At 67.3% G+C, this 7,266-nt stretch carries 7 protein-coding genes; 3 read left to right on the forward strand and 4 right to left on the reverse strand.

Features of this window, described 5'->3' with window-relative positions; all coding sequences use genetic code 11:
• Nucleotides 1-703 precede the first annotated feature (703 nt).
• Together SRB17_RS44915 and SRB17_RS44920 are read left to right on the forward strand one after the other, a co-directional pair.
• On the forward strand, nt 704-1,366 hold the full coding sequence (locus SRB17_RS44915) for an isochorismatase family protein (RefSeq protein ID WP_228396711.1): 663 nt from the start codon (nt 704-706) through the stop codon (nt 1,364-1,366).
• A 110-nt stretch (nt 1,367-1,476) separates the two neighbouring features.
• Nucleotides 1,477-2,193, forward strand: coding sequence for an SDR family NAD(P)-dependent oxidoreductase (locus SRB17_RS44920; protein ID WP_153547967.1), 717 nt, complete (start codon nt 1,477-1,479; stop codon nt 2,191-2,193).
• A gap of 223 nt (nt 2,194-2,416) precedes the next feature.
• Here the strand turns inward: SRB17_RS44920 and SRB17_RS44925 are convergent, their stop codons facing one another.
• The 4 genes from SRB17_RS44925 to SRB17_RS44940 form a co-directional block, all read right to left on the reverse strand.
• Nucleotides 2,417-3,061: an alpha-ketoglutarate-dependent dioxygenase AlkB gene (locus SRB17_RS44925; protein ID WP_153547969.1), complete on the reverse strand. Its 645-nt coding sequence runs from the start codon at nt 3,059-3,061 to the stop codon at nt 2,417-2,419.
• Nucleotides 3,062-3,139: 78 nt separating this feature from the next.
• Nucleotides 3,140-4,051, reverse strand: a complete 912-nt coding sequence (locus SRB17_RS44930; protein WP_153547971.1) for a TIGR03620 family F420-dependent LLM class oxidoreductase — start codon at nt 4,049-4,051, stop codon at nt 3,140-3,142.
• Nucleotides 4,052-4,067: 16 nt separating this feature from the next.
• Complete coding sequence (locus SRB17_RS44935) at nt 4,068-4,904, reverse strand: isocitrate lyase/PEP mutase family protein (RefSeq protein WP_153547973.1); 837 nt, start codon at nt 4,902-4,904, stop codon at nt 4,068-4,070.
• 382 nt (nt 4,905-5,286) lie between these two features.
• The gene (locus SRB17_RS44940; protein ID WP_194294346.1) at nt 5,287-5,730 is read right to left on the reverse strand and encodes a universal stress protein; all 444 of its coding nucleotides are present in this window, start codon (nt 5,728-5,730) and stop codon (nt 5,287-5,289) included.
• 335 nt (nt 5,731-6,065) lie between these two features.
• On the opposite strand from SRB17_RS44940, the gene SRB17_RS44945 reads away from it, so the two are divergent.
• Nucleotides 6,066-7,034 (forward strand): GlxA family transcriptional regulator, encoded by a 969-nt coding sequence (locus tag SRB17_RS44945; protein ID WP_323377625.1) that lies wholly within the window; start codon nt 6,066-6,068, stop codon nt 7,032-7,034.
• Nucleotides 7,035-7,266: the final 232 nt, after the last annotated feature.

Below are 7,266 nucleotides of genomic sequence, written 5' to 3' on the forward strand. Positions count from 1 at the left end.
ACGACGGACGGCATCCGCAACCTCCCGGGGAGCGACGACACGACATGCCACCACTCCCACCGGGTCACCCACGCTATGCCTGACCAGCGAAAACGCCGCCCTCAGATTCGGAACGACAACAGCCACTGAAGCATCGCGCCCCGGATGTGCATCACCGAGGTCACGGACTCTGCTACGGATGCGCTCTGCCCTTGCGCTGCCCCCGCCAGGATCCAACGGGCGATCGTTCCCGACGTCTAGGCGCAGAAGGAGGCGCTCACCTGCCATCGGGCAAGCCCGCGGCGGCGACCGAGCAGGTACGCGGGAGACGGCACCCATTCGGGCGACGCGGCCCGGTGGGGGTCCGTGCCCGCACAATGGCCCCCGTCCGTCCTCGTTTCCATGTGGGGCAGTCGAGCCCATCGGCCAGCGCCCGAATGGCACGAAAACGGCGAAGAATAGCCCCCGTGTCTCCGGCGAAACTGGCTCGGATAGCGATCATGAAGAAGCGGGGAGACGATGAACCGTCCACGCGAAGCGGAGACGTGCACGTTCTCAGGTGTGCCGCTTGCTGGGACACTCTTTCCCGCAGCTCGTGCACGGCTGTCGAGCTGCCTTGCATGTAATAACAGAGTCGGCCAGGAAGCACAAAGCGTGATCGCGAGGGCCTGAGCTCCGGTCTCCTGGAGAGGAAATTATGCTTTTCACTCACCGCAATCCTGAGATGAAGCTCGACAAGGAGCGCACCGCTCTGGTGGTGGCGGACCTGCAGAACGATTTCCTCAGCGAGGACGGCAGCTACTACCCGCTGATCGAGGACAGCCTCAAGGCCCACGGTACGGCCGAGCACATCGAGCAGCTGCTGAAGTGCGCGCAGGAAAACGAGTTCTTCGTCGTCCACTCGCCGCACTACTACTACCCGACCGACGGGCAGTGGGTCGCCCCGCCGGGGGCGATCGCCGACTACCTGGCCGGGGTCGACTTCGTGCGTCGTGCTGATCCTGTCAGCCTGGAGGGCTTCGCCGGCTCGGGTGCCGACTACCCGGAGCACCTGAAGAAGTACCTCATGGACGGCAGGACCGCGAACACATCCCCACACAAGGGCATGTCGTCGGACTCCAACGACCTCATCAAGCAGCTCCGCCTGCGACGCGTCGAGAAGGTGATCATGGCGGGCCCGGTGGGGAACCTGTGCCTGGAGGCCCACATGCGGGACATCTTCGAGGCGGGGTTCGAGATCGCTATGGTGCGGGACGCGGTCTCAGCCGGGCGCAACGAAGAAGGCGACGGTTACCAGGCTGCGATGGTCAACTACCGGTTCATCGCCAACGCTGTGTGGACCACCGAAGAGACCGTGAAGCGCATGAAAGCGGCTGCCGCCGCCTGACCTTCTTCAGCCGCCGTGGGGTGGAGCCCGAATGCGGGTTGCCCCGACGGCCGGTCCTGAGGGTCAGTCCATACCCGCCCTCGTCAAGTGGGAATCGATCAGAAGAAGGCATGATTGTGAGCGATGATCGCAAGGTAGTCGTGGTGACCGGTTCGTCGCAGGGTCTGGGCGAGGCGTTCGTCAAGGCATACCGGGAGCGCGGCTGGCGCGCGGTAGGCAACGGACGGTCGATCGCCCCGTCCGATGATCCGGACTACGTGACGGTGGTCGGCGATGTCGGTGAACCGGAGGTCGCGCGGCGGGTTGTCGAGGTCGCGCTGGAACGGTTCGGCCGCATCGACACTCTGATCAACAACGCCGGCATCTGGCGCCCGAGCCCGATCACCGAAATCTCCGAAGAGCTGTACCGGCGGGTGATGGCCACCAACGTGGACAGCGTCTTCTTCGCCACCCAGGCGGCGGTGCCCGCCATGCAGCGGCAAGGCGGCGGCCACATCATTCAGGTCAGCAGCAGCCTTGTCGAGCACGCACTCCAGAACGTGCCGGCGGTCCTCGCGTCCTTGTCGAAGGGCGCCTGCGTCGCCGCCACCCGCGGCCTGGCGATGGAACTCGCCAAGGACAACATCCGCGTCAACGCCGTCTCCATCGGGATCGTGCGCACGCCAATGCACGAAGGTGACTCCGATGAGGACATGAAGGCATTCTCACCGCTGAACCGCATCGGCGAGGTCGTCGACGTCGTGCGCGCCGTCAACTACCTCGAGGACTCCGACTTCGTCACGGGCGAGATCTCCTACATCGACGGAGGCCGCACCGCCGGTCACTAGCCCCGCGCTTTCACGAGGCTCGTTGTCCGATGCTGGATCAAATAAACGGAGAGTGCCCCTGAACTGCAACGATAGGACTTGTCGAGGGTCCCCTGTCAGCTGCAAGGGAAAGGCACCCTCCAGATGAAGAAGGGCAGCGGGTCGCCTTGTCACTGGCGGCCCTGGAGGCCGTGCGCAGGAATCGCAGTGGTACGCCTTGGGAGCCAGCGGTGGGCGGAAGCGGTCACGGGACGGGGTTGGGCCCGGAGAAGTTCAGGCTGAGTCGGGGGCCGGCCGGTTGTTTCTGCTTGGGGACCATGTGCTGGTAGTCCCGTTGGCATCGGCCGCCCATGACCACGAGGTCGCCGCCGTGTACGACCAGCGCCCGGCTGGCGCCTCCCGGGACCGGGCGGATGAGGAAGCGGCGGGTCACGCCGAGGCTGAGGACCGGGATGATCGCCTCGTCCAGCTTGTTCGCAGGCCGGTCGGCGTGCCAGCCGGTGCCGTCGTTGTTGTCGCGGTACCAGTTCATCCACAGCTGGGTGTACGGGCGTCGGTAGTGTGCCGACAGCGTGTCCGCCAGGTACATCAGCACTGGCTGCGGAGCGTCAGCGATGACGGGGTACTCGGCAGTCAGTCGAGGCTCCTCCACGGTGCGGGTGTACATCCAGCGGGAGCGCTGCTCCCAAACAGCCTGCTCCATCAACAGACGCATCAGTACGTCGTCTCCGGCAAGCCAGCCCTGGACGTAGTCCACCCAGGAGGTGGCGTCGAGATGGATGCGTGTGGCGGTGGAGAAATCCGGGTCTGCAACCACGTCCAGGCCGCCGGTGCGGGTCCTGTCAGGTTCGGCTCCTCCGGCCGGGAAGAGGGTGGGTTCACTCATCATGCGGCTTCCTATGTGCCTGCCCGGTGGTATTCGGGCGGCTGTCTGCTGATCGTCTGAGGTGTGAAGAGCCCGCCGGGGTCACCCCGGCAGCAGTGCTGGTGCCAGTCGGTCGAGTTGGTCGACGGTGGTGCCGAGGTCGCCGAGTGGTTGGAGCAGGACGTGGTCGGCGCCGGCGTCGAGGTGCTCGTGGATCCGGCGGGCGATCGCGGTCTCGTCGCCCCAGGCCACGAGGGCGTCGACGAGACGGTCGCTGCCGCCGCTCTCGAAGTCGTCGTCGCTGTAGCCGAGCGCGCGGAGATTGTTTCTCAGGTTGGGCAGCCGGAGGTAGAAGTCCACGTGCTCGCGGGCGATGCCGCGTGCTTCCGTGGCATCGGTGGCCAGCACGACGGCCTGCTCGGGGATCACCAGCCGGTCCGGCCCGAGAACTGCCCGGGCCAGCGGCGTGTGCGATGCGGGGACAAAGAACGTGTGGACGCCGTCGGCCTGGTCGCAGGCTACTTCCAGCATCTTGGGGCGCAGCGCCCCCACCAAACGTGGAAGGGGCAGTTCGCAGACGGGTCCGCCGCCGGACGCGGCGTCCATGCCGGCCAGGTAGCGGCTCATGTGATCGAGCGGTTTGTCGTAGGCCAGGCCGCTGCTGTTGACCGCTTCGGCGTTGCCCACGCCTACGGCCAGGACGAACCGGCCGGGCCAGGCTGCGTTGAGTGTGGCGGCGCCTTGCTGCATGACCGACGGGTGGCGGGTCCAGATGTTCGCGATACCGATGCCGGTCACGATCTTGGAGGTGGCCGCCATCAGCACCGCGGACTCAGCGAAGGGCTCTTTGCCACCGAGCCTCTCGCCGGTCCACAGCGAGCCGTAGCCGAGTTCTTCGACTCGCTGGGCGGCGTATCGCCCGGCGTCGGCGCCGGCTGTCCGCAAGGCACCGAACCACACACCGACCCGACCGAGCCGCTGCCTGACGGCGGTCACCGTATCCGCTGTGGTCATGGTGCCTCCTGGAGGATCAGCGCGAAGAGAATGCGCCGTTGATCGAGCCGAAATCGTCGGCGCCCTCGAGCACGTCGTAGGTGCCGGAGGTGAGGATCTCGACCGCGGCCCGGCGCGCCAGGGAGTACGCCGACTGGGCGATCGCCTGACCCACGGTGACCCGGCGCACGCCCGCCTGCCGCAGCGCCTCCACACTGGGGGCGCCGGGGCCGGCCATCGCGTTGACCGGCAGCGACACCTTGCCGGTCAGCTCGGACAGGACGTCCAAGTCCAACAGCCCGGGGACGAAAAGACTGTCCGCGCCCGCCGCGGCGTAGGCATCAGCCCGCCGCAGAACGTCGTCGAGCCGGCCTGCGGGCTCCCCGACCTGGAACAAGAACACGTCGGTGCGGGCGTTGATCACCAGGCCGGACAGGCCCGCGGCGGCCGCGGCATCCCGGCCGGCCTTGATCCGCGCAGCCTGCGCGTCGGGGCTGTACAGCGTCCCGTCAAAACTGCGCGAATCCTCCAGATTGATGCCCACAGCGCCGGCTTCGACGACGGCGCGGACGGTGGTGGCCACCGCTTCTGGGCTATCGCCGTAGCCGCCCTCCACGTCGGCGCTGACCGGCAGATCGACAGTGGCCGCCACACGGGCGATCACGTCGATCATTTCCTCACGGGTCAGGCGCTCACCGTCCGACCTGCCCAGCGACCAGGACACGCCCGCACTCGTGGTACTGACGGCCTGAGCCCCGGCAGCCGCGACCATCGCCGCACTGCCCGCATCCCACGCATTGGGCAGAGCGAAAATCCCCTCATCGTGCAGGGCGCGAAACGCCTGGGCCTTGGCCTGCTGTCGGTTATCTATCATTAGACCGGTCCTTTCTGTGCTGCTGTTTCCCAACCGGACGCACCGTGATGTTCCACGGTGGACATCCGCTCATGTGCTGCGATTCCCCCGCTATGTCCCACGCCCGGCCTCCCGCGTTCGCTGGACCGCCGACGGCCAGCTCATCCTGAGAACCACGCGCAGGTCCGGGATGGTCGGTACAGCGCCGTCGTGGACGCCGAGGAGGTTCTCACCGGCGAAAGCGTCACTGCGACAGACGCCGCGCGCTTCGACGGCGAAATGGACCTGCCCGCGACCAGGCTCGGCGGACGGGTGGGCGACCAGTTCGTAAGGTGTCATCGGGATGGTTCTCTTTCTTGCAAATTGTGTGCTGGAGGTCATCGCTCGGGCGCGTGCGTCGGAGTCACGACCAGCACCGGTCGTGACGTGTGTGCGAGACTTCCCGGGACACCGAACCCAGCAGCGCGCCCTTGAGCGGGCTGCGGCCGCGTGAGCCGATGACGATCGATGCCGCGTCGACCTCGTCGGCGACCTTGAGGACGGCCTTCCAGACGAACTCGTCGGCTTCTTCGACGCGCGCCTGCGCGTGGCCACCGCCGGCATGCGCGATCGCGGCCCCGCGGGCCGCAGCGGCGCGGGCCTCTTCTTCCGCGGCCTGGTCGGCCGATTCGTGCGCCACGACCGCCATCGCACCCAGGCTTCCGGCTTCGGCGAGCCGATTTGCCACCGACTGCCAAACGGACAGGACGACGAGGTCGGTGGATGCCAGGAGTGTCTGCGCCACATCAAGGCCCCGCCTCGACGCGGTGGATCCGTCGAAGCAGACGAGCGTCACCGGCGGGGTCATGTGGCACCACCCGCCGCGTTGGCGCCCGATACCCGCCATGCGGCTGGGCCGCATGCCCGAGAGGCGTTTTCGGTCAAATACATCACGCCTCAAACGTGCCGGAGATACCGGCGACCGACGAGAGGCAGCGCGGCCAGCGCTCATCGAATTGCGGCCAAGGAACTTCCGGTCCAGTCGCCGTAGCGACTTGCCGCGGCAACGGCCGCGATGCACCGGCGGCACCGCGGCGGTGCGGGAATACAGTCGCGGCACAGCACACCGGTCACGGGGGTCTGGGACAGCCTGCCGAGTGCCCTCACGGAGGCCGCGGCGTAAAAACGCCTACCATTGGTTTTGTGCCAGCACCGCATCGCGTCGTCACCCTGATACTGCCGTCGGTCCTCCTGCTCGACATGGCCGCGCCCACGCAGATCTTCGGGCAACTGGGTGGGGACCGGTACCAGTTCGAACTCGCGGGCCTTCGCAAGGGGCGGGTCGCGACCTCGACGGGCCCGGAGATCCTGGCCGAGCGAGGCCTTGAAGCACTTCAGGACGCGGACTCGATCGTCGTGCCGGGTCTGGACCACTACTCCACCGCGGCCAGCTACCCCGAGGTCGCCGCCGCACTGATTGAGGCGCACCACCGTGGCATCCGCATCATGTCCATCTGCACCGGCGCCTTCGTGCTCGCCGATGCAGGCCTCCTCGACGGCCGGCGCGTTACCACGCACTGGTCGGCGGCCGCGGAGCTCGCCTCAAGGTACCCGAAAGTCGAGGTCGACCCAGCGGTTCTGTACGTGGACGAGGGCTCCATCATGACCAGTGCGGGCGTCGCGGCGGGCCTGGACCTGTGTCTGCACGTCGTGCGCCAGGACCACGGCGCCGCAGCCGCCGCTGACGTGGCGCGATGGACGGTGATCGCCCCCTACCGCGAGGGTGGGCAGGCGCAGTACATCCCCCTGCCCGCCCGTGTCACCGAGGGCTCTGCGTCGGCCGGGGCGACCGAGCCTGCCCGGACCTGGGCGCTGTCCCATCTTGACGACCCGATCTCGGTCGACGACCTCGCCGACCGGGCGTTGATGTCCAGGCGGACCTTTGCCCGCAAGTTCCGCGCTGAGACGGGGATGACACCCGCGCAATGGCTGCTGGAACAGCGGCTGAGGGTCGCCCAGTCCCTCCTGGAGACCACTGATCGCCCGGTCGAGGACATTGCGCGGCGGACTGGATTCGGTAACGCGGCCGCGCTGCGGTCCCACTTCAGCCGCCGGCTCCACACCACCCCCACGTCCTACCGGCGAACTTTCAGCGGCCGGTCATCCCAGTAGTTGACCGTCTCCGCGCGCCGTGCTTCACCACACCCTCGCATCGCGCCGGAGGCTGTGATCGTCTCGCAGAGGCCTGCCGCACCGCGTCCGTGCCGTACACGCGATCTAACCTCGCGCTTTCACGAGTGGGCCTGTCCGAGTCTTGATCAAATAAATGGAGAGTGCTGCTGACCTGCAACGATGGGACTTGTCGAGGGTCCTGTCACTGCAAGGAAAGAAGCACTCTCCAGGT

The sequence above is a fragment of the Streptomyces sp. RB17 genome (assembly GCF_009604455.1).
In the GTDB taxonomy this organism is placed as follows: Bacteria; Actinomycetota; Actinomycetes; order Streptomycetales; family Streptomycetaceae; genus Streptomyces.

Bases quoted from the DNA above. Each gene is read 5' to 3' on its own strand.
- SRB17_RS44925 (WP_153547969.1), bottom strand. From the start codon at position 3,061: ATGATGAGTGAACCCACCCTCTTCCCGGCCGGAGGAGCCGAACCTGAC.
- SRB17_RS44930 (WP_153547971.1), bottom strand. From the start codon at position 4,051: ATGACCACAGCGGATACGGTGACCGCCGTCAGGCAGCGGCTCGGTCGG.
- SRB17_RS44940 (WP_194294346.1), bottom strand. From the start codon at position 5,730: ATGACCCCGCCGGTGACGCTCGTCTGCTTCGACGGATCCACCGCGTCG.
- SRB17_RS44935 (WP_153547973.1), bottom strand. From the start codon at position 4,904: ATGATAGATAACCGACAGCAGGCCAAGGCCCAGGCGTTTCGCGCCCTG.
- SRB17_RS44915 (WP_228396711.1), top strand. From the start codon at position 704: ATGAAGCTCGACAAGGAGCGCACCGCTCTGGTGGTGGCGGACCTGCAG.
- SRB17_RS44920 (WP_153547967.1), top strand. From the start codon at position 1,477: ATGATTGTGAGCGATGATCGCAAGGTAGTCGTGGTGACCGGTTCGTCG.